This window comes from Natrinema sp. 1APR25-10V2 (assembly GCF_031626495.1).
GTDB lineage: Archaea > Halobacteriota > Halobacteria > Halobacteriales > Natrialbaceae > Natrinema.
The window spans coordinates 422,874-443,606 of record NZ_JAMQOJ010000003.1 but is presented as its reverse complement, the minus strand read 5'-3'; the positions used below and the strand labels follow the sequence as shown (position 1 = coordinate 443,606).

At 64.9% G+C, this 20,733-nt stretch carries 17 protein-coding genes and 2 pseudogenes; 9 read left to right on the top strand and 10 right to left on the bottom strand.

Annotation, left to right across the window (positions count from 1 at the left end; genetic code table 11):
• Nucleotides 1-54: 54 nt before the first annotated feature.
• On the bottom strand, nucleotides 55-345 hold the full coding sequence (locus tag NDO75_RS11625) for a hypothetical protein (RefSeq protein WP_310906444.1): 291 nt from the start codon (nucleotides 343-345) through the stop codon (nucleotides 55-57).
• Nucleotides 346-467: 122 nt separating this feature from the next.
• Between NDO75_RS11625 and NDO75_RS11620 the strand changes: the two genes are divergently transcribed.
• Nucleotides 468-611: a hypothetical protein gene (locus tag NDO75_RS11620; protein WP_310906441.1), complete on the top strand. Its 144-nt coding sequence runs from the start codon at nucleotides 468-470 to the stop codon at nucleotides 609-611.
• Nucleotides 612-668: 57 nt separating this feature from the next.
• On the opposite strand, the gene NDO75_RS11615 is transcribed toward NDO75_RS11620, so the two are convergent.
• Nucleotides 669-1,139: a DUF5799 family protein gene (locus NDO75_RS11615; protein WP_310906440.1), complete on the bottom strand. Its 471-nt coding sequence runs from the start codon at nucleotides 1,137-1,139 to the stop codon at nucleotides 669-671.
• 155 nt (nucleotides 1,140-1,294) lie between these two features.
• Between NDO75_RS11615 and NDO75_RS11610 the strand changes: the two genes are divergently transcribed.
• The gene (locus NDO75_RS11610; RefSeq protein ID WP_310906784.1) at nucleotides 1,295-1,771 is read left to right on the top strand and encodes a universal stress protein; all 477 of its coding nucleotides are present in this window, start codon (nucleotides 1,295-1,297) and stop codon (nucleotides 1,769-1,771) included.
• A 156-nt stretch (nucleotides 1,772-1,927) separates the two neighbouring features.
• Here NDO75_RS11610 and NDO75_RS11605 read toward each other — a convergent pair whose 3' ends face one another.
• A complete protein-coding gene (locus NDO75_RS11605; RefSeq protein WP_310906439.1) occupies nucleotides 1,928-2,410 on the bottom strand; it encodes a hypothetical protein in 483 nt (160 codons plus the stop codon).
• An 82-nt stretch (nucleotides 2,411-2,492) separates the two neighbouring features.
• Here NDO75_RS11605 and NDO75_RS11600 point away from each other — a divergent pair, with 82 nt between their 5' ends.
• The 5 genes from NDO75_RS11600 (at nucleotide 2,493) to NDO75_RS11580 (ending at nucleotide 9,679) form a co-directional block, all read left to right on the top strand.
• Nucleotides 2,493-5,483: an ABC transporter ATP-binding protein gene (locus tag NDO75_RS11600; protein ID WP_310906438.1), complete on the top strand. Its 2,991-nt coding sequence runs from the start codon at nucleotides 2,493-2,495 to the stop codon at nucleotides 5,481-5,483.
• A 210-nt stretch (nucleotides 5,484-5,693) separates the two neighbouring features.
• A complete protein-coding gene (locus tag NDO75_RS11595; protein ID WP_345784899.1) occupies nucleotides 5,694-7,334 on the top strand; it encodes an ABC transporter substrate-binding protein in 1,641 nt (546 codons plus the stop codon).
• Between the two features lie 50 nt (nucleotides 7,335-7,384).
• Nucleotides 7,385-8,398, top strand: a complete 1,014-nt coding sequence (locus NDO75_RS11590) for an ABC transporter permease (RefSeq protein WP_310906436.1) — start codon at nucleotides 7,385-7,387, stop codon at nucleotides 8,396-8,398.
• Nucleotides 8,395-9,312: an ABC transporter permease gene (locus tag NDO75_RS11585; RefSeq protein WP_310906435.1), complete on the top strand. Its 918-nt coding sequence runs from the start codon at nucleotides 8,395-8,397 to the stop codon at nucleotides 9,310-9,312. The genes NDO75_RS11590 and NDO75_RS11585 overlap by 4 nt, the downstream gene beginning before the upstream one ends.
• Nucleotides 9,313-9,406: 94 nt before the next feature.
• On the top strand, nucleotides 9,407-9,679 hold the full coding sequence (locus tag NDO75_RS11580; protein WP_310906433.1) for a hypothetical protein: 273 nt from the start codon (nucleotides 9,407-9,409) through the stop codon (nucleotides 9,677-9,679).
• A gap of 16 nt (nucleotides 9,680-9,695) precedes the next feature.
• Here NDO75_RS11580 and NDO75_RS11575 read toward each other — a convergent pair whose 3' ends face one another.
• The 3 genes from NDO75_RS11575 to NDO75_RS11565 form a co-directional block, all read right to left on the bottom strand.
• Nucleotides 9,696-10,634 (bottom strand): biotin--[acetyl-CoA-carboxylase] ligase, encoded by a 939-nt coding sequence (locus tag NDO75_RS11575; protein WP_310906432.1) that lies wholly within the window; start codon nucleotides 10,632-10,634, stop codon nucleotides 9,696-9,698.
• Nucleotides 10,635-10,685: 51 nt separating this feature from the next.
• On the bottom strand, nucleotides 10,686-11,825 hold the full coding sequence (locus tag NDO75_RS11570) for an acyl-CoA dehydrogenase family protein (RefSeq protein ID WP_310906430.1): 1,140 nt from the start codon (nucleotides 11,823-11,825) through the stop codon (nucleotides 10,686-10,688).
• Nucleotides 11,826-12,177: 352 nt separating this feature from the next.
• Entirely contained in the window at nucleotides 12,178-13,158 is a 981-nt protein-coding gene (locus tag NDO75_RS11565; protein ID WP_310906428.1) for a tyrosine--tRNA ligase, read from the bottom strand.
• A 177-nt stretch (nucleotides 13,159-13,335) separates the two neighbouring features.
• On the opposite strand from NDO75_RS11565, the gene NDO75_RS11560 reads away from it, so the two are divergent.
• Nucleotides 13,336-13,986 carry a hypothetical protein gene (locus tag NDO75_RS11560; RefSeq protein WP_310906427.1) on the top strand — a complete coding sequence of 217 codons (651 nt, stop codon included), beginning with the start codon at nucleotides 13,336-13,338 and terminating at the stop codon, nucleotides 13,984-13,986.
• A gap of 31 nt (nucleotides 13,987-14,017) precedes the next feature.
• On the opposite strand, the gene NDO75_RS11555 is transcribed toward NDO75_RS11560, so the two are convergent.
• Nucleotides 14,018-14,797, bottom strand: coding sequence for a 4-phosphopantoate--beta-alanine ligase (locus NDO75_RS11555; RefSeq protein ID WP_310906426.1), 780 nt, complete (start codon nucleotides 14,795-14,797; stop codon nucleotides 14,018-14,020).
• 224 nt (nucleotides 14,798-15,021) lie between these two features.
• Between NDO75_RS11555 and NDO75_RS11550 the strand changes: the two are divergent.
• Nucleotides 15,022-15,695 (top strand): annotated as a pseudogene (locus tag NDO75_RS11550) (methyltransferase domain-containing protein).
• A 10-nt stretch (nucleotides 15,696-15,705) separates the two neighbouring features.
• On the opposite strand, the pseudogene NDO75_RS11545 reads toward NDO75_RS11550, so the two are convergent.
• The 3 genes and pseudogenes from NDO75_RS11545 to NDO75_RS11535 form a co-directional block, all read right to left on the bottom strand.
• Nucleotides 15,706-16,352: pseudogene (locus NDO75_RS11545) on the bottom strand (helix-turn-helix domain-containing protein).
• 141 nt (nucleotides 16,353-16,493) lie between these two features.
• Complete coding sequence (locus NDO75_RS11540; protein ID WP_310906424.1) at nucleotides 16,494-19,406, bottom strand: DUF1508 domain-containing protein; 2,913 nt, start codon at nucleotides 19,404-19,406, stop codon at nucleotides 16,494-16,496.
• Between the two features lie 329 nt (nucleotides 19,407-19,735).
• Nucleotides 19,736-20,569, bottom strand: coding sequence for a pantoate kinase (locus NDO75_RS11535; protein ID WP_310906423.1), 834 nt, complete (start codon nucleotides 20,567-20,569; stop codon nucleotides 19,736-19,738).
• Between the last annotated feature and the right edge of the window lie 164 nt (nucleotides 20,570-20,733).

Here is a 20,733-nt window from a genome sequence, read left to right as displayed (position 1 = left end):
ACTCGTTGTCCTGCAAAAATCGGTCCTGTTCCGAAGGAATCGGCTCGCGCAGCGTCAGTGCTGGTGGCCGGTCGCTTCGCCGAACGTGACGCCGAACCGCTCCTCGAACAGGTCCATCACTTCCGACTCCTGGGCCTCGAGTTCCGCGTCGGCGTCCTCGCCGTGGTGGACGATGTGGTGGGCGCGGCTGGCGAATGACAGCAGCATCACGTCGCCGACCGTTTCGGCGTCGGTCTGGTCGCCCTCGGCGACGAGATCGACGAGCCCCGTCGGAATCGTCACCTCGTCGGTCTCGCCGTCGTCTGAACTGATCGAGAAGGTCGTCGTCTGGACTTCGTCGGACATACACCTACGGTCGGGAACCGTCCCTATAGATGCTGTGACTCGCGCCGGAGCGGTCGACGACGAGCCGCCGACGGATCCCCCTACCCCTCGCGTTTTTGCCGGTCTACGACGAACACACGGGTATGCCATCCGTCGAACTCGAGCAAGAGACGATCGAACGGCTCGATGCACTGCGCGTCGAGGACGAGTCCTACGACGAGCTTGTCACCGAGCTTATCAACATCTACGAAGCCAGCGAGTACACGATGTTCCACGCCGGCGACTGATCGGCGACGAGAGTGCCGGCGGGACGGAACAGCGATCCTCGAATAGGACGGCTCGAGTTAGCTCCCGTCGGCGACGTTACGTCGGACGGACTCCCACCGCCCCTTCGACTCGAGGTGTGACTGGAGCTCCGTGGCGTACTCCTGGGTGAGCCGTTCGGCCGCCTCGAGCTGTGCCTTCTCGTCGGAGCCGCCCCCGCCACCGATGCCGAGCGCGCCCATGATCGAGTCGAAGACGCCGCCGCTCGAAGCACTCGAGTCGGTGGCACCGCCGCCGGGCTGGCCCCCCATCGCGCCCATCCCTGACTGCACGTTGTCGAGTTCGGGGATGATGCCTTCGAGGTTGTCCGTGTTGGCGACGATCTGCGCCCGTTCCGGGTCGTCGGGGTGTTCGATTTCGAACTCCGTCGCAGTCATGATCAGGCTCCACTGCTGGTTGGAAAACTGCGACTCCTGAATCCGCGCAGCGAACTCCTGATCGACGGTCATGCGGTCCCCGACGATCCGGTCGGTCCACGACGTGTCGCTCATGGAATCCGGTTAGCGGGGCGGCTGTATCAGCGTTTCCCCTCCGCGCGCCCGTCGCCGCCCGGGCGAGCGACTCTCGACTCGTCGATCGATCCGCCGGCCGCCACCGGCGGGAAAACGCTGATATAGGTGCTTGTTGTATGCTATCACGTATCGTAATGTACGACCGCATCCTCGTCCCGACCGACGGCTCGCCGGAGGTCGAACGCGCGCTCGAGTACGCGTTCGACCTCGCGCGCTCCCACGACGCGACCGTTCGCGCGCTCTACGTCGTCAACGTGACCGGTTACAGCGGGCTCCCCATGGAGACCGCGCTGGAAGGGATCAGCGACGCGCTTCACGAGGAGGGGCGAGCTGCGGTCGAACGAGCCGCGGCACTGGCGCCGGACGGCGTCACGGTCGAGACCGACGTGCTCGAGGGGTCGCCGAGCCACGCCATCGTCGAGGCGGCCGACCCGGGGGAGTGCGACCTGATCGTGATGGGGACCCACGGTCGCGGCGGAATCGATCGGCTGTTGCTCGGCAGCGTCGCGGAGCGGGTCGTCCGTCGCGCCTCGGTGCCGGTATTGACGGTGCAAGTCGACTCCGACGAGGTCGACGAGCGGCCGAACGAGCAGCGACTCACCGTCGAGTAACGGATTCTGTCGGGAGCAGTGGTCAGAAGCAGTTGACGGGGACCGGCGATGTCCCGTGTCGTTCACGCCGAACGGTTTCCCTGTGGCCTCCGCTCGGTCCTCCGAACGAGACAGTGATAGCAGAGTACCGGGCCGAAACGGCTCTCACTCGACGCCCTACACTGATTCGGGGAGAAACGGCGTGACGTCGTCGTGGACGAATTCGACGTAGTCGTCGTCCAGCCGCCTGCAGAACAGCCGGAGCTCTCCGTCCGACTGGATCGTCTCCAGTTTCGACTGGCCGGACCCGGGGTCGTAGTAGGCGGGAACGAACACTGCCGTCTCGGTGTTCGGATCCTTTTCGACGACGAGCAGGTAGAGCATGCTGCTTTGTTCCGCGCGGAACACGTCTACGTCCGCGAACGTGCAGTCCTCGGTCAGCGACTCGAGGTCCTCGTATTCGGGCCCCGGAAGGACCACGTCGAGGCCCGTGCGCCGCTCGGAGTCGACGAGCACGGAGTCTCCGGGATGGAGTTCGAGGGCCGTCCAGCCCCGGTCGCGGTACTCGTCGGCGGTCGCCGCCATGTCCTCGACGACAGCCCGCCATCCGGATTGGGGCTGGGCGGTGCTCGGAGCGCCATCGGCTGGATTCTCGCTCATGTCTGCACCGCATGCGCCATCGAAGGTAAACGTTGTCGAAGTCCCACAAGCTATTTCTTCGCTGACTCGAGAACTGCTGTTAATGTCCGATCTTCTATCCATTTCCGGTCTCCGCACGCAGTTCGAGACCAAACGCGGTGCAGTGAAAGCCGTCGACGGTATCGATCTCAGCATCGAAGAGGGCGAAACTGTCGGCCTCGTCGGCGAGTCCGGCTCCGGCAAGAGCGTGACTGCACTCTCGGCGATGGATCTCGTGGACGACCCGGGCGACGTGGTGAGCGGTCGGGTGTCCTTACGGCGTGGGGCACTCGCTGCGGATCTCGCGGACGAGTTCGACGGAGCCGTCGTGCCGTATCCCTTCGAACTCGTCGACGCAGTCAGGGAACTCATCTCGGACCTCCGCGTCGGCGACGGAATCGACTCGGCGAGTTCGGAGTTGCGCGGCGTGGCCACCGACCTCGCGGACCGCGACGATCCCGCCGAGCTCGCACCGGAACTCAGAGACGCCGCCGACCGACTCGACGACGGCGAAGCCGACTCCGCGGTCGCGGACGCGCTAGAGAACGCCGTGGACGACGCCGACGACGGGTTCGTCTATCTGGACGAGAAAGCGCGCGACCGATTCGAACGCGGCGAGGATATCGGATCGATCGCGGTCGAAGACGGCGTCGTCGACCTGACCGACGCACCCGAAGAAGCGATGCGAAAGGTCCGCGGCAGCGAGATGGGGATGATCTTTCAGGACCCGATGACGTCCCTGAACCCCGCGGTGACCGTCGGCGAGCAGGTCGCGGAGTCCCTGCGACTGCACCAGTACGGCGAACGGAAACGAGACACGTGGCTGAACGCTATCCGGGAGATTCTGCCGAAAATCGGCGGCCAGGAACACGACGACGAAGTCATGGCCGACGTCGTCGAAATCCTCACCGAAGTCGGCATCCCGGAGGCCACGACGCGCCTCGAGGAGTATCCCCACGAGTTCTCCGGCGGAATGCGCCAGCGCGTCCTCATCGCTATCGCGCTCGCGTGTCAGCCGAGCCTCCTCATCGCCGACGAGCCGACGACCGCCCTCGACGTGACCATTCAGGCCCAGATACTCGATCTCATCGACGACCTGCAGGACGAGTTCGGGATGTCGGTGCTGATGATCACCCACGACCTCGGCGTGGTCGCGGAGACCTGCGACCGCGTCGCGGTGATGTACGCCGGCGAAATCGTCGAAGAGGGGCCAGTCGAGGAGATTTTCGCCGATCCGAGCCACCCGTACACGTACACGCTCCTCGAGTCGATCCCGACGGAAGAGAAAGACCGTCTCACGCCCATCGAGGGCAACGTCCCGGACCTCATCGACATGCCAGACGGGTGCCATTTCGCAGACCGGTGTCCGTGGGCAGAATCCGAGTGTCGCGAGGGCGAGATTCAGTTCCAGCAACACGGACCCGCGAACGTCGACCATCGATCGAAGTGCGTCCGAGAGTCCTTCGACAAAGACGAGTACGGCAGCGAGGGCGTCGCGTCATCGACCGATCGCGATATCGGCGAGCCGATCGTCGAACTCCGCGAAATGAGGAAGTATTACCAACAGGAGGACGGCATCCTCGACCGGTTTATCGGCGAGCAACCGAGCGTAAAGGCCGTCGACGGCGTCAGCTTCGACGTTCACGAGGGCGAGACGCTCGGGCTGGTGGGCGAGTCCGGCTGTGGCAAATCGACTGCGGGTCGCGCCATCCTCCACCTCAACCCGCCGACGGACGGGACGGTGGTGTTCGCCGGTGAAACCCTCGGAGACCTCTCGAAGTCCGAACTCCGGGAGAAGCGCAAGGACATGCAGATGGTGTTCCAGGATCCGATGTCGAGTCTCGATCCGCGGATGACCGTCGGGCAGACCATCATGGAGCCGTTGAAGATTCACGGGCTCCCGGAGAGCGACCCCGACGTGGTAACGCGTGCGGCCGTCTCGACGACCGGTGTTCCGGCAGACGCGGTGTCCGTCGACGTCGCGGACGACGTGGACGCGTTACTCGAGAGCAGCGACGGGGAGACCGTCGTTCCCGTAGACGTCACCGTGGCCGACGACGACGTCACCGTAGACGTCGAGGGCCCCCTCGACGTGACGACGGATGTCACGCGTGAGAACGGGCACATCACGAGCGTGCACGTGGATGTGTCACTGAGCGCTTCGAAGCGCGGCCTCCGCCGCCGCCGCGTCTTCGACCTCCTCGAGGAGGTCGGGCTCGACGAGAGCCAGTACGGCCGGTATCCCCACGAACTCTCCGGCGGGCAGCGCCAGCGCGTCGGCATCGCTCGCGCCCTCGCGGTGGATCCCGATTTCATCGTCGCCGACGAGCCGGTATCGGCCCTCGACGTCTCCGTCCAGGCACAAATTATCAACCTCCTCGAGGACCTACAGGACGAGTTCGGGTTGACGTACCTGTTTATCGCCCACGACCTCTCGGTCGTTCGGCACATCTCGGACCGCGTGGCAGTGATGTACCTCGGCGAAATCGTCGAGGTCGCGACGACCGACGAACTGTTCGCGGATCCGACTCACCCGTACACGAACGCGTTGCTCTCGGCGATTCCCGAACCCGATCCGCTGGCGAGTACCGACGACCGCACTATCCTGAAGGGCGACGTACCGTCTCCCATCGATCCGCCGTCGGGGTGTCACTTTCGGACGCGGTGTCCGGCGATCATCCCCCCCGACGACCTCGACATCGATCAGGAGCGGTACCGTGAGGTCATGTTCTACCGACAGCGCGTCGCGTCCCGCGACATCGATCTCGAGGCGGCCAGAGAAGAGGCCGCCGGTGAGGCGCCAGCGGCCCGCGCTATCGCAGACGGTGGCAACGGCTTCGCCGCCGTACTAGACGCGCAGTTCTTCGATGGGACGCTGTCGGGTCGCGCCCGCGAGGCGATCGACGAGTCCTACCGCCATCTCAGAGACGGTGACTGGGAGGCTGCCGAGGCCGTTCTCACGGACGCATTCGAAAGCGTCTGTGAACGGAAAGAACCCACACTCGACGATAGCGACCACCCGGCAGCCTGTCACCGAGTTACCGACGTGGAGTGAGACATATCGAACCGCTATAGCGGTCGATTATACCGGAATGATAGAGCGTACGACCAGAATAAACTATTGGAAACTTTCTCGTGGATTACTGCATATTCAGGGCGTTATGAGCGGTTTTTATTTTAATTTAATCAGTACAAATCATATATAATCTCGCCCCTTTCGATTCTGTCCGGAAGTATTATATATATTGGCCCGAGCCATAGCCTTATGTCAGATGCTGGCAATCAAACTTCCAGGCGAAGTTTCCTAAAATCGGCCGGTAGCGCGACAGTCGTCGCAACCGCGGCGAGTTCGATGTCCGGCTGTCTCGGCGGTGAGGGTGGCGGGAGCGGAACGCTCCGGTACGGACGGAGTTCGCACTCGGACACCCTCGACCCGCAGAACACGACCAGTGGCGAGGTTTCGAAAGTCACGAATCAGATTTACGACGGGCTCATCGATTTCGAGCCGGGCGAAGCGGCTATCACGGAGAGTCTCGCGACCGACTGGTCGATGGACGGCAAGGACGTCACGCTCGAACTGCGCGAGGACGCGCAGTTCGACGACGGCACCGACTTCACCGCCGACGACTTTATCGCGACCTACCGACGGTTCGTGGATGAAGACTACGAGTACTACTTCGAGGACGCGTCCGTGTACGGTCCGTTTACGCTCGGTAGCTGGATCGACTCCGTTTCGGCCGACGGCGATTATACCCTGAACATCACACTCACGCAACCGTACGCACCGTTCCTTCGCAACCTCGCGATGTTCGCTGCCGTCGTCCTCTCCAAGGACGACATCGAGAGCGGCTTCGACTTCAACGCAGACGCGAACGGTACGGGCCCGTTCCAGCTCGAGGAACTCGACGACTCGAACGGCCGTATCCTGCTCACCGGTAACGACAACTACTGGGGAGACGGTCCGAACGTGGACGAACTCCTGTTCCTCGAACGAGGGCAGAACTCCACACGGACGCAAGCCCTCGTTGAGGGGGAGCTCGAGATCATCGATAACCTCGGCCCGAACAACATCGGCACGGTCGAGGACTCCGACGCCGCCGAAGTCCAGTCCGGACAGGGCATTAACATCGGTTACATGTCGCTCAACCAGTCTCGGATGGAGGCGTTCCGCGATCCCAAAGTCCGGAGGGCCATCAGTTACGCCATCGATACCGAATCGATCGTCAACGAGGTTTACTCCGGTATCGCGGAGCAGGCCGACCAACCGTGCCCGCCAGCGCTCTTCGGACACAACGACGACCTCAGCCCGTACTCCTACGATCCCGATGAGGCGCAGTCCCTGTTGGACGAGACCGAGTACAGCGACGGCCTCTCCTTCGAGTTGACGACCTTCCAGAACGCCCGCGGCTACAACCCGGCGCCGCTGCCGACGGCGGAGACTATCCGAACGAACCTCGGCGAGATCGGTATCGACGTTACGATCGACGAACGGCAGTTCTCGGACTACCTGACCTATACGTCGGAGGGGAAACACGACGCGTCTCTGGCCGGTTGGTACACGGACAACGCCGACCCGGACAACTTCTACTACGTCCTCCTCCACCCGCAGGTCGAGTCCCCGGAGGGACAGGACTGGGTCGACTGGGGAACGGAAGGCTTCAATACGTCCAACCGGAGCGCGTGGGCCAATCAGGAGTACATGGACCTCGTCGAGGAAGCCCAGAAGACGGCAAACCAGGACGAGCGTGCGGAACTCTACAACCAGGCGGCCCAGATCGCCCACGACGAAGCGCCGTGGGTCTTCATCGACTACGCTGACGAAGTCCGCGGTGTCCGGAATACCGTCAGCAACTACACGGTATCGGCCATCGGTGGTCCGCACCTCCACTTGGTGGAACTCGAGTAGAGCGCCCGGTTGACGGAAGTTTTTCAAGATATCAAAATTATCTCCGTATAATGGTATCAAAGCGGTTCATCGCCAAACGCCTGCTGTTGCTCGGCCCGGTGCTGTTCGGAGTCGCGACGCTAGTCTTCGCGATCCTTCAGCTCTCTCCGGGAGACCCTGCGGTGGCTATCGCGGGCGAACGAGCGAGTCAGGAGTTCATCAATCAGGTCCGAACTGACCTCGGGCTGAACGACCCGTTGTGGCAGCAGTACATCCGATTTCTCGGGGACACCGCGACGCTCGATTTCGGTCAGTCTTACCAGGTCCGGCGCGGCAGTGATGTCAGCGCAATCCTCGCCGACCGGCTCCCGATCACCATCGAACTCGCCATACTCGGACAGGCCGCCGGCCTGCTGTTCGGACTGCCCCTCGGCATCCTGAGCGCCGTCAAGAAGGATACGCTGACCGATCACTTCTCACGGATCGGGGCGCTCACGGGAATCAGCGTCCCGATCTACTGGAGCGGTCCGCTCCTCATACTGCTGTTCGCACAGTTTCTGGGCGTCCTCCCGACGAGCGGGCGTATCGGATCGACTCACTTCATCGACTCGAAGACCGGATTCATCCTCGTCGACACGCTGTTAGCCGGGGATCCGGCGGCGTTTCAGTCGGCCGTTCGTCACCTGTTCCTGCCCGTCGTCGTGCTCGGCGTTTACTCGATGGCGTTTATCTCTCGGATGATGCGCTCGTCGATGCTAGAGGTCGTCCGCCAGGACTACATGCGGACGGCTCGCGCGAAGGGACAGGGTGCGAAGACGACGGTCATGAAACACGGGCTCCGGAACGCCTTCATCCCCGTGATCACGATCATCGGGATCCAGTTCGGTTCGATGCTCGGCGGCTCCGTGTTGACCGAGACCGTCTTCGAGATCAACGGCATCGGGACGCTGCTCGTCAGCGCTATCAACCGGAGCGACTACCCCGTGGTACAGGCGACCGTCCTCGTGTTCGCGTTCATGTACACGATAGTGAATCTATTCGTCGACATCACGTACTCCATCCTCGACCCACGGATCGACCAATGAGCACGGAAACTCAATCAGCAGACGTCGAACGCAGCACCGTCGACCGCATCCGCGCCAGCCCGTTCCTCACGGAACTGCTGTCGAATCGAATCGCAGTTGTCGGCCTCGGTATCATCCTCGGGATGGTCGTCGTGGCCGTCTACGCCCGACTCGCGTACGACCTCGAGGCCATCGTCGCCACCAGTTTCGGATCGAACCCGACGAAGGCGGGGCCGAGCAGCGAGTTCTGGTTCGGGACGGACGGACAGGCCCGCGATATCTTCCCGCGCGTGCTGTACGGCGCGTGGTACGCGCTGAAGTTCGGGACCGCGACCGTCGTCGCGTCCACGGTCCTCGGCATCACCGCCGGGATCGTCGCGGCGTACTACGGCGACCTCACGGACAACGTTATCATGCGGACGATGGACGTGCTCCTGTCGTTCCCGTCGCTACTGCTCGCGCTCGCGCTCGTCACCATTTTCCCCGACTCGCTGGGACTGTGGCGGGCGGTCGCCGCGCTCACGCTCGTGTACACGCCGCGGTTCGCCCGCGTCGTCCGCGGCGCGGCCCTGAAAGTCCTCGAAGACGAGTACATCGAGGCGACGCGCGCCCTCGGCGCGAACGATCCGCGGCTGCTGGTACGGCACGTCCTTCCGAACTGTCTGGCACCCATTACCGTCCAGTCGACGCTGAACTACGGCCTGGCTATCATCGACATCGCGGCGCTGTCGTTCCTCGGGTTCGGTGCGAGCCCCGGTGACCCGTCGTGGGGAATGATGCTCTCCGAGGGCGTCGAGCGCGGCCTGTTCTCAGGCGCGTGGTGGTGGTCGTTCTTCCCCGGGCTATTCCTTGCCCTTACGGTACTCGGCTTCAACCTCCTCGGCGACGGAATGCGTGACGCCTTAGATCCGCGAATGCGTGATGCCGTCGATTGATCGCAGTGTCCCCGTCTCGGCGGCTCGTATCGAGCGAACCCGCCGACTCGTGACGGCTACCGTTCGCTGGATGATTATCGGAGCCGTACTCGGAGTGATCATTTCGCTGGGACTGCTGACGGTCTGGACGCCGCGAGCCGCGACGGACACGGCGTTCGCACTCGGCGCGCTCGTCCTCGGGTTCGGCGTTACCGCGTGGTCGACTGCGGTCGGCCTCGGTCGAACCATCGAGGGGATGCAGGATCACCTCGACGTGAGCTCCGGTTGGACGGAGGCCAGCGCTCGCGAGGCGTTTTTCGTGCTGTCGTGGACGGGTACGGGCTGGGTTATCGCCGCGGCCGCCTGTTCGGTTCTGCTCGGTGCCTGAAACCGCGGTGCGTCAGTCAGACCGGACGCAGGTGTTCGCAGTCGCCCGCCGAAACCGTCACGCGGCCGTCGTCGGTCTCGATCTCGAGCGCCCCCGCTTCCGTCACGTCGACCGCCTCGCCGACGATTTCGTCCGACGGCAGTTCGACTCGAACGCGCTGGCCGAGCGTCAGCGTCAGCTCGCGCCACGCGGGCACGATGGCGTCGAGGTCCGTTCGATAGCGATCGAACTCCTCGAGCAGGCGCTGGACGAAGCGCCGTCTATCGACGTCGCCGGCCTCGTCCCGAATGCTGGTCGCGCCCTCGGGGAGCCCGTCGGCGTCGAGGTTCGCGTTGACGCCGATCCCGGGGATGATCCAGTCTACGCGATCCATCTCTCCTTCCATCTCCGTGAGGATACCCACGAGCTTCCGGTAGTCGCCGTCGTCGCCGACTGGGACGACCACGTCGTTGGGCCACTTGATCCAGGCGTCGACACCGGCCTCGCGAGCGACCGTCGCCGTCGCGACCGCCGCGGCGAGCGTGTACAGCGGGGCCTGCGCGGGTGTGATCTCGGGTCGGACGACGATACTCACCCAGATGCCGCCCGACGGAGCCGACCACTCGCGCTCGAGGCGGCCGCGGCTCCCGGTCTGTTCGTCCGCGACGACGGCCACGTCCGTCGCGCCGTCGGCCGCTAGCTCGCGTGCCCGGTCGTTCGTGCTTCCCAGACTATCGTGATACTCGATCGAAAACGGGGCCTCGAGTCCGAACTCGATCGCCGGCGCGTTGTAGGCGTCGACGCCCGCCAGTTCGTAGCCGTTCGGCCCGCTCTCGATCTCGAAGTCGGCGTCGCGAAGCCCCTCGATGTGCTTCCAGACCGCCGCCCGCGAAATCTCGAGGTCGTCGGCCAGTTCCGGTCCCGAGACCGGTCCGTCCGACAGGGCCTCGAGGATCGCTCGTCGCGTCTCGTTCATGGCCTCGAGAGGGAGGCGCTCGCACTTCAATCGGCGGGGTCCGACGGGGCCTCAGAGCAACTGCTCGGCGATGATGTTCTTCTGGATCTCGCTCGTTCCGTCGTAGATCTTGGTGATCCGGGCATCGCGGTAGAACCGCTCGACTGGGTGATCGGTCACGTAGCCCGCGCCCCCGTGGACCTGCAGCGCCTCGTCGGTGACGTCGACGGCCCGCTCGCTCGCGAACAGCTTCGCCATCGAAGCCAGCCGCGTCGCGCGGTCGGGGTCGTCGGACTCGAGGGCCGCGCCGGCCCGATAGGCCAGCGAGCGCGCCGCCTCGACCGCCGTCGCCATCTCGGCGAGCTTGTGCCGGATCGCCTGGAACTCGGCGATTGGACGGTCGAACTGCTCGCGCTCGGCGGCGTAGGCGGTGGCCTCCTCGAGAGCCGCCTGGGCGACGCCCGTGGCCTGCGCGGCCACGTCGGCTCGAGCGGGCGCGAAAAAGCGCATGAGCTGGTAGAAGCCGCGGTCGACCTCGCCGACGACGTTTTCCTCGGGTACCCGAAGGCCGTCGAGGACGATCTCGGCGGTGTCCTGAGCCTCGATGCCGAGCTTGTTCGTGATTTTCGTCGCCTCGTAGCCATCGACATCGGTGGGTGTGAGGAACGCGGTAATCCCGGCGTGGCCCGCTTCCGGTGACGTTTTGGCCATGACAATCGCGACATCGGCGACGGTGCCGTTGGTGATCCACATCTTCTGCCCGTCGATCACCCACTCATCGCCCTCACGCTCTGCGCGCGTTTCCATTCCCGCGACGTTCGAGCCGTGTGCGGGCTCGGAGATGCCCGTCGCGATCGACGTTTCGCCCGCCGTAACCCGCGGCAGCCACTCCTCGCGCTGGCGCTCGTCGCCGTACTCGAGGAGCATGCCGGTGCCGAAGTCCGCGGCGGCGATCGAGCCGCCGACGCCGGGATCGGCGCGCCAGAGCTCTTCGGTGACGAGCAGCGTCGAAATCGAGTCCATCCCCGCGCCGCCGTACGCCTCGGGGACGTGTGGTGCGACGAGGTCGAGGTCGGCCGCGGCCGAGAGAAGATCGGCGGGATACCGCTGTTCGGCCTCGTACTCGGCGGCGACCGGCCGGATCTCGTTCTCGCCGAACGCCCGGACCGCATCGCGGATGGCCTCCTGTTCCGCAGTGAGTTGGAACGACATACCACGATTCTCGAGGGCGAGGGCCGTCAACCCACCGGCGGAACTCGAGTTCCGCGGTCGATTCGACCGTTCCTCAAAAGCAGTCACCCCGATCCCAACGACGAGGGTAAGCGGCTGACAGGCGTGATTCGACCACGAAATCCGTGGAGAGATACAGAGTTGCAGTAATCTGCACCTCTTGTCGGAGAGTGTACGCCGCACGAAAGCGCTCCGACGGAGCGGTCCTGCCGATCGGTAAGAGCGACACGTGTTCGTGTGGCGCAGGCACGTTTCGGAGTATCGACGATGCTGCAGAAACGGGCAGCGAAGCGGAGTGACGTGCAGGCTCTACGTTTCCGCCCCGACGAGCTGATCAGGAACGGAGTTCGCGCAGTTTCTCGCGACCCGGCGCGATCAGTTCGTCGAGGTAGGTCGCGAGCGTTCCCTTCGCGTCGGCAGGGTGGAGCTCGCCCGACTCGAGGTCCTCGGCCAGCGCCTCGTACGCCTCGTAGGTCAGATCGCCACCGTACTTCTCCGGACGCTCGACGACGACCTCGTCGAACCGCGGGAAGACGTGGTACTCGAAGAGCTCGAGGACGGGGTTCTCGAGGTCGCCCTCGGGGTCGCGGGTCGGCGGACAAAAGGCCGAGTTGACCTTCTCCTCTAAGTCCTCGGTCGAGTCCTCCATCGAGATGGTGATCCCCTCGCTCGAGGACATCTTCCCTTCACCGTCGGAGAGGTTCGCGACGATGGGGGTGTGAATCGCCGGCCGGACCTCGTAGTCGAGGTCGGGGAGCTTCTCGCGGGCGAGCATGTGGACCTTGCGCTGGTCCAACCCGCCGACGGCCAGATCGAGGTCGAGGTACTCGATGTCCAGCGTCTGCATCAGCGGGTAGACGAGGTGGCTCACCTTGGCCGTCTCCTCGCCCTGGATCTCGGCCATCGCGCGCTGGGCGCGGTTCATCGTCGTCCCGACCTCGAGGGCGTGCAGGTCGAGGACGTACTCCTCGTCGAGCTGGAACTCCGAGCCGTAGACGAACTCGGCGTTGTCCTCGTCGAGACCGTACGCGAGGAACTGGGCTTTCATCTGCTCGGCGGTGTCCCGGATCTCCTCGAACGTCCCCTTCCCGTTGAGGTAAGCGTGGACGTCCGCCAGCAGGACGACGACCTCCATGCCGGCCTCCTGCAGGTCGATGAGCTTGTTCGCCGTCAGTAGATGGCCGAGGTGGAGCACGCCGGAGGGTTCGTAGCCGACGTAAGCGCGTTTCCCCGCCGGATCCTCGGCGAGGTCGCGGACCTCCTCGTCGGTGACGACCTCCTCGGCGTTTCGCGTCAGTAACTCGTAGGCGTCCATGTGTGGCAGGAACCGGAGGAGGAATTTATATCGCCCGACTCGAGCCGTCGGCCCAACCGCAGAACGGAGAGCGGGCGCCGCGTGACGGACGCCTGACCCCGCAGCGCTCGCCTCGCGGGCGGGGACCGAACGTTGGGACAACGCTCTTCCGGACGGTTCTCGTAATCACGTCGATCGATGAGCTACACGAAAGACGCCGTCAACGCCGTCCGTCGTAGCCTCCTCCCGGACCTCCACTTCCTCTTGCGGGGAACGTTCGGCGGCTACGCGATCAGCCAGACGACCGCCGACGAGTACGCCCTCACCGCGTACTGCTCGGAGGAGGAACTCGAGGACGTCCTCGAGCGACTCGGCTTCTCGCGCAACCCAATCGCCGCGCTCAAGGTCCGGATGGACGGCAACACCTCCGAGGGGTCGTGGGTGTGGCGACCGTCGCTGTTCGCCGACGAGCAACTGCATGTCGTCCTCCACGACCTCGAGAACGAGCCCGGCGTCGACGTCTACGCCCACTGGGAGTGTTCGTGGATCCGCCACCCGTACAGACACTACGTCGCCCGCGGCTACGACGCCGAGAAAGGCGTCGCGCTCGCGCGACAGTGGCTCGTCGACGGCGACGAACTCGAGTTCGGACCGGGCATCGACTACGAGATCGACGACTCGCTCGCCCGCCGTGCGAGCGAGGCGCTGTGGCTGTCGTACTACCGGGTCAGAGAGGCGAAGTCGGCAGTCGCGTCGAAACTGCCGTTCGTCGACGGCGTCGAGCGGCAGCAGGTCGTCGAGCGCGAGGGAGCACGCGATTCGGTCTCACCGACGATCACGGGGAAGTGAGCGTCGGCAGCGTCCGAGACGAACGCCGCGGTCAGAGGTCGCCCGATCGAATTCGGTCCTCCGCGTCCTCGAGCGCGCGCTCCCGGTCGAACGCTTCGATAATCGCCCGCAGTTCGTCCTCGTCGGCGTCGGCCAGTTCTCGCGCGTGCTCGGTCATATTCGGCACCGCGCGGATGATGTTGTCGACGATCGGCACGTCGGCCACCTGCGGCGAGCGCGACAGCGGGTTGAGGTCGATCACGATCTCCGTTTTCCCCATCTCGTCTAACGCCTCGGCGCGGTCGCCGTCCTCGAGGGGGACGAGCACCACGTCGGCCTCGTAGATCCCGTTGGCGTCGACCTTCGAGCGTTCGTGGTCCAGATTCGGAATGTGCGCGTCGGCCTCGAGCCCCTTCACCTCGTCCGCGCCGTGGTCGCGCAGGTGGTCGGCGATGGCCTCGATGCGCTCGGGGGTCCGATTGAACAGGTTGACCTCGAGGTCGGCGTCGACGGCGTCGGCCAGTTCGACCATCTCGCCGGGGACGAGCGCCGCGACGTTGCCGTTGATCGAGAGCACGGGACGGTCGGCGAGCAGGAGGTGGGCCGCGGCCGCCCGCTCGGCGTCGGCGGCGCTGGGGATCGTCTCCTCGCCCAGCAGATAGTCGAACGCGCTGCCCCGGCCCTCCGCGTGCATTCCCTGGAGGTGCGTGATTCCCTTCTCGACGCCCCGCTCGATCCGGTGGCGGGTGAGCAGGTCCTGGTATCTCGGGTGGTCCTCGGGAATCTCCTCCTCGTGCTCGACGTCGGCGGAGACGGTGTCGTAATCGCTCACGATCGATCACTGGATTCGATCGATAAAAAACAGCCCGATCCACCGACTTCCCGGATTCCGTCGACCTCGCCAACTCCCGCAGGGTCGAACCGGGTCGGGCAGTCCGCTCTTGCGAAGCCGGTCTCCCGGCGGGTCGAATGGTCCCCTCTCGAGACCGCTCCCCCTAATAAATACACGATAGCTTTCGCGTCAAGGTACTCCCTCACGCGGAGACATCTCTCCGTATGGTCACGGATCGACCGTCGACAGAGGGAACCTCGCACATCGACGACGAGCACGCTGCCCGCCTCGAGCGGAGTCGGACGGTCTGGGACCGCTGGAGCGACTGGTACGGGATGAGCGAGAGAGACTTCGAGCCGGTTCGCGAGGGAGCTATCGATCGACTCGACCTGCGATCGGGGGACCGCGTGCTCGAGATCGGTTGCGGTCCGGGCGTCGACTTCGGGCGGATTCGACGGGAGATCGGCGAGGAGGGCGAACTCGTCGCCGTCGACTACAGCCCGAAGATGACCGAGGACGCGCGAGAGCGAATCGAGGTCACGGGTGGCAGAACGTCCGAGTACGCCGAGCGGATGCGACGACGATCGCGTTCGACGCGGCGCTCGCGACGCTCTCCCTCTCCGTCATGCCCGATATCGGCCGCGCCACGGCGGCCGTCTACCGATCGCTCGTCCCCGAAGGGCGTCTCGCGGTCGTCGACATCCGGCCGGTTCCGACCGGTCCTGCGCGCGTCGTCAATCCGTTCATCCGGCGGTTCCTCCGCTGGTACGCCAACTGGAATCCCGACGGCGATGTCGCGGAGTCGCTGGACGCGGTCTTCGATTCGTGCGAAATCGTCGATACGCACTTCGTTGGAACCGCCTACACGGCGGTCTGCACGAAACGGGCGACGACCTGATCGAAGACGTCTACGGACCGTTCTCGAGGACGCGTTCGACCGCGTTCGCTTCGCCGCGACGGACGAGTGCCGACGCCGTCGAGACGGCACAGTCCAGTTCGTCGGCAACTGCCTCGATCCCAGCTTCTCGCGGAATTCCGTAGAATCCGACCTCCCAGGCGGCCCGTAGTGCGGCCGCCTGCCGTTCGGAGACCGGCGCACCGTCGACCGTCACGTCGTCGCTCACCCAGCGAACGTCCACCGCCAGCTCGTCAGGAACCGAGTCCATCACGGCGGTGAGAGCCGACGAGTGCCCGACCACGGTCAGCCGAATCGTCCGATCGGATCGTATCTCGATCGGCGGCACGATCACGGCCGTTTCCCGGGCTAGCGCGTCCAGCAACGATAGTCCCTCCGGCCCGAGTTCCCGACGAAGGTAGAGGAAAACCCGTCGTCGGACGGCGTGATGTCGTACTCGCGGACGGACTCGAGGTCCGCGAGCAGCGACTCGTAGGCGTCGGGGTCCCCGTAGACGAACGAAGTGACCGTCTCGACGCCGTCGACCGACTGCCCGCCGACGACGACCTCCCGGTCGATGGCGGACGACTCGCAGATCCCCTCGTGAAGCGGGGGGAGCGCGTCCGGGGCGTACTCGAGTCGGATCCCCATCGATTTCACGACTCGAACATCTCGATCGAGGAATATGAGTTCTGGATAACGGCCGATGATCCGCTCGGCGACGACGGGTACGTCGAACGAAAGCGGCGAAAACGGGGGTCGGTCAGCGATCGGTTCGTGTCGTCAGTTCCGGCGCGGCAGTCACTCCGTGAAGGTGATCCAGCCCTCGGGGGCCTGCGCCTTCACGTCGTTCATCGCTTCGCGGGCCGCGGTCCGCGTATCGTAGGTCTGGGTGCTCTCGGCCATCGTCGCGCCGTACTCGTCGATGAGCTGCCAGACCCAGCCGTCGTCGTCGGTGTGGAGTTCGAACGAGACGCTGTCGATCTCGAGGATGCTCGCGGACTTGATCAGCTCGCGGACGTCCTCGAGGGCCTCGCGGACGTCCTCGGTCGTCTCGTACGATTCGGAACCGGTCGCGACGGTGCGGCCGTCCTCGTCGATGAGCCGCCACTGCCAGCGGTCGTCCTCGTCGGCGACGAGTTCGAAGGAGGCCACGTCGAAGTCGACCCGACCGGCCATCGGCGCGAGCTGGCGGACCACTTCGATCGCATCGTAGAGGTCGTCTTTGCTCTCGGAACTGCCGACCGCTTCGGCGAGCACCTGGCGGTCGCGGTCGACGAGTTCCCACGACCAGCCGTCCTCGCCCTCGCCGTCGAGGCGGATCGCGGCGTCCTCGATCGCGAAGATCGGTGCATCGGTGGCGTGTTCTGCGAGGTCCTCGACGCCGGCCATCGCCGCGTCGCGGTCGTCGAAGGAGACGTTCGCGTCGGCGATCTCCTCGCGGTCACGGTCGAGCAGGCGGAAGTGCCAGTCGTCGGTCTCGTAGAGCTGCACGGAGACGTCGCCGATCGTGAACTGGCGCGCCGACGCGGCCGCCTCGCGCACGTCGTCGAGGCTGTCGACGAGTTCGTCACGGGTCGGGTACTCCTCGCCGCCGACGGCGACGATTTCGCCGTCCGGCATGACGAACTGCCAGTGCCAGTCCTCGGTCGCGTACGTCTGGAAGATGGCCCGATCCATCGTCCGCACGTTCGAATCGAGGTGCTCGAGCAGGCGGTTCATCGCGTCGCGCGCGGCGTCGCGCGTCGGGTGGGTGTTCGGGTCTTCGGCCACGAGTTTGCCGCCCGCGTCGATGAGCCGCCAGCCCCACTCGTCGTCCTCGTTGACGAACAGTTCGAAGGCAGCGGTCTCGATCTCGAGCAGTTCGGCGTCGGGGGCCTGCTCTTTGAGCGTCATCATCGCCTCGGCGGCCTCTCCGCGGGAGGTGTGTTCCTCACCGCTGTCGGCCAGCACGTTGCCGTCTTCGTCGATGAGCCGCCAGCGCCACTCGCCGTCGTCGGCTTCGTAGACCTGGAACGCGGCGTTCTCGAACTCGATGAGGTCGGCCTCGCTGGCCTGCTCGCGGACGCGCTCGATCGCGTCGGCGGCCGAGTCGGCATCGCTGTGGGGAACGTTGCTCGCCGCGATGATGTCGCGGTCGTCGGTGACGAGCCGCCAGTTCCACGGGCCGGCCTCGTCGGCACCTGCGCCGTCGTCCACGACCGTCCCGCCGTCCGGGGCCGGCTCGGGGTCCTCGATCGCAGCCGTGGACATCTCGGCCTCGCTGAACGTGTACTCGTCGCCCTCGGCGTCCGGGGTGGGGTAGACTTCGTACTCCGCGCTCTCGATCTCGACGACGTCGGCGTCGCGAGCGTTCTCGCTGAACTGGTCGGCCCACTGCTCGGAGGCGCCCAGTTCGGGGGTTCCTTCTGGGCCACGGCCGACGACGTGTTCGCTCGCGTCGATGAGCCGGTAGTGCCACTCGTCGTCGTCTTCGTAGAGTTCGAACGTCGGTTCGCCGGCGACGGTGATCGACGCCGAGTCCAGTTCCGGCAGCAGGTCCTCCGCGGCTTCCTCGGCGCTGCGCCGGGAACTGAACTCGTGCGTACTGGTAGCGATGACGGTGTCGTCGGCGTCGACGAACCGCCAGGTCCAGCCGCTCGCCTGCTCGCAGAGTTCCACGCCGATGTGCTCGACGTCGAGCACGCGTGCGCGGTCGAACCGTTCGGCGAACGTCCGAGCGGCCTCCTCGGCGCGTTCCTGCGTCGAGTGGCCCGTGTCGCTCGAGGCCAGCGGTGTGCGGTCGTCGTCGACGAGTTGCCAGTACCACTGATCGCGCCGTTCCTCGTAGGTGAACGCGGCGCCCTCGATCTCGATCACGTCGGCCTCGGGGCCGCGGTCTTTCAGGAAGCTGACCGACTCCTCGGCACCGTCACGGCGGTCGAACTCGCCGGCACAGGAGCCGACGATCGATCCGTCGTCGCGCGCGAGCGTCCACTGCCAGGTGCCGTCGCGATCCTCGTAGAGTCGGAACGCGGAGGTCGTCAGCTCCATCAGCCCTGCGGAGCTGATCTGGGACTTGACGCGTTCGATCCCCTCCGTCGCGTCCGGCCGCGTAACTGCGCTCTCGGTGCTCTGGGCCAGCGCCTCGAGGTGGAGGACGTGCCACTTCCAGTCGCCGTTCTCGTCGCGGAAGACGGCGAACTGGGCGCTCTCCATCGCGTCGCCCGTGAGGATCTCCGGATCTTCGGTCTGTCCTTCTTCCTCGACGAACATCCCCCGCTGACCGGTGAGGACCGGAACGAGCGCAGTGACGCCAGCGATGATCCCGATCCCGAACGTGTATACCGAGATCACTTCGACGCTGTAGTCGGTGCCGAGCGCGCGCCAGTTGTACGGGTACGCCCAGGCGAAGAACCCGACGCCCCCGAAGGCGACGGCGAGTCCGACCATACTGGCCTGGATCCCTCGCTTTCGCACCGGTAACATCAGCACGATGCCGAACAGACAGAGCGCGAGCCCCGTCGCGGCTGTGATGCCGGAAATCTTGATCAGGGTGTAGGAGTCCGCCGCGCCCGCGTAGCCGACGACGAAGGTCGCCACGCCCGCTGCCCCGATGATATACCCGACGATGAACAGCCAATACCCGTAGACGTCCTTGCTCGAGTCGGGTTCACCGACGTAATGTTCGTACAGCTGAAACAGGTTTTGATGAATGTCAGTCCGTGAGGCCATTGTCAAATCTTGACCGGATAACTCGAACGCATCATAATAAAGTTCTGGCTATCGATACGGAAAATGTCATATAGTATTTTCTATACAAATGGCGCTATCGAGCATCCATTCGACCCGTTATGGAACGGCCGCCGCCGCAAATATTTTGACGAAATCGAAAGTCCTTGGGCCTGTATCAGTCGTTTTCAAGAGTGATAGTGTGCAGTGGGCCGCGGATCAACTCCGTTTTGTCCGCTCCTTCCGAGTTCGAATAGAATTACATCGCCACGCTTGCTTGCGATTCGGCAGCCCGACGGGTACATCGGCTGATAGATCGCGGGGATACTTAACTATCGCATGACAGCACCGGCCGGATGGGTCGCACAGACCGACGGCTCGTAGCCCGCGTCGGACAATCCGGTCCCGAGCGCGAAGACGGTTTCACCGAGCATAGCCATCGACGCCTGACCATCGGCCGCCGAGACCTCGGCGATAGTTTCCGTAACCCGGTCGGTCAAGAGGCCGGCGTCGCGCGCGAACAACCGCGACGCGTAAAGAAACGAGAGGAGCGTCGGCTCCTCGACGACTCTGGCCAGCGCTTCCTTGCCTGCGGCCGTCAGCTCGTCGGTGTCGCCCGAAAGCACGTCGGCCGTCGAAAGCTCACCAAACGAGACGTATTCCACGCGCGCCCGCGAGGGAATCGCGTCGAGCTTGTTGTCCTGTGGCCCGCCCGGCTCGAGACGGATCGGGACGCCGCCGTGGGCCTGTGCCACTACGTCGCCGAGGCCCGTTCCGGCCTGTACTTCGGCACCGTGAGCGATCGTCACGAGTTCGTTCATCGAGAGTTTCCGTTCGAACACCCGGTTGGTGGCCAGCGCCGTCCCGAGCACCATCGCGCCCGAGACGCCGAAGCCGGCACCGAGGGGCACCTCGGATTCGGCCTCGACGCGCGCGGTCGCGTTCAGCGTCTCGAGGACGGTCGTTACCGGATCGATTTCGAGTTCCGTCCCGTCGAGGACGACGGTCGAGTCGTCGCCAGCCGCGGGCTCGACCGTTACCTCGACGCCGTCGGTGAGCGTCAATCCTGCTCCTCGAGACCCGGCTTTCGTCGGGTCCTCGTCCGGGTGGGTGCTGAAAAAGCCGGTGATGTGGCCGGGCACGAACGCCGTCGCCTCGTCGCGCATTACGCCCTCGCTTTCGGCCCGAACGGTATAACGTTGAAGATTCCCGCGCGAGCCCCAGCGGGACCCGGCCGCGAACACCGAAGGGAATCGCGCGCCGCTGTCCGTCGGCCCCACCACCGCCTATCCAGCTCCGATACATCATACGATTGGCTCTGTCGATTCTA